The following is a 1170-nucleotide window of genomic DNA, read 5'->3' on the forward strand; positions in this document are numbered from 1 at the left end:
CCCAGCGGGGATAAATCCCCTCGCCACAAGCTGCGAAACACCCCCGGAATGAAGTATTGTTGTCCCCATTCAAAACGTCAGAAGCCTTGAACCGTTTCGACGGTTGTCAGGAAATAGAGGGTGTCATGGGTAACGAGAGCATCAATTGGGACAAACTGGGCTTTGACTACATCAAGACCGACAAGCGCTACCTGTCGCACTGGCGCGATGGCGCCTGGGACGCGGGCACCCTGACCGAAGACAACGTGCTGCACATCAGCGAGGGCTCCACCGCCCTGCACTACGGTCAGCAGTGCTTCGAAGGCCTGAAGGCCTATCGTTGCAAGGACGGCTCGATCAACCTGTTCCGCCCGGACCAGAACGCCGCCCGCATGCAGCGCAGCTGCGCCCGCCTGCTGATGCCGCACGTCGACACCGAGCAGTTCATCGAAGCCTGCAAGCAAGTGGTCCGCGCCAACGAGCGCTTCATCCCGCCTTATGGCACTGGCGGCGCGCTGTACCTGCGTCCGTTCGTGATCGGCGTGGGTGACAACATCGGCGTGCGCACCGCGCCCGAGTTCATCTTCTCGATCTTCTGCATTCCGGTCGGCGCCTACTTCAAGGGCGGCCTGACCCCGCACAACTTCCTGATCTCCAGCTTCGACCGTGCCGCCCCACAAGGCACCGGCGCGGCCAAGGTCGGTGGCAACTATGCTGCCAGCCTGATGCCGGGTTCCCAGGCCAAGAAAGCCAGCTTCGCCGACTGCATCTACCTGGATCCACTGACCCATTCGAAAATCGAGGAAGTCGGCTCGGCCAACTTCTTCGGCATCACCCACGATGACAAATTCATCACCCCCAACTCCCCGTCGGTCTTGCCGGGCATTACCCGCCTGTCGCTGATCGAACTGGCGAAATCGCGCCTGGGCCTGGAAGTGATCGAAGGCGACGTGTTCATCAACAAACTGTCGGAGTTCAAGGAAGCCGGCGCCTGCGGTACCGCTGCGGTGATCACGCCGATCGGCGGCATCAGCTACAAGGACAAGCTGCACGTCTTCCACAGCGAAACCGAAGTCGGCCCGATCACCCAGAAGCTCTACAAGGAGCTGACCGGTGTGCAGACCGGCGACGTGGAAGCGCCGGCGGGTTGGATCGTCAAGGTTTGATCCAAGCGTTCCGCGCGGAAAGCTT

1 protein-coding gene is annotated in these 1170 nt (G+C 61.1%); it reads left to right on the forward strand.

What is annotated here, in order from left to right; translation table 11 throughout:
* Window positions 1–125: 125 nt before the first annotated feature.
* Window positions 126–1145 (forward strand): branched-chain amino acid aminotransferase, encoded by a 1020-nt coding sequence (locus tag OC610_RS27780; protein WP_264432758.1) that lies wholly within the window; start codon window positions 126–128, stop codon window positions 1143–1145.
* The last annotated feature ends 25 nt before the right edge of the window (window positions 1146–1170 follow it).

It is taken from the genome of Pseudomonas agronomica, from assembly GCF_025917275.1.
GTDB classification, from domain to species: Bacteria; Pseudomonadota; Gammaproteobacteria; order Pseudomonadales; family Pseudomonadaceae; genus Aquipseudomonas; species Aquipseudomonas agronomica.

Bases quoted from the DNA above. Each gene is read 5' to 3' on its own strand.
- OC610_RS27780 (WP_264432758.1), top strand. From the start codon at position 126: ATGGGTAACGAGAGCATCAATTGGGACAAACTGGGCTTTGACTACATC.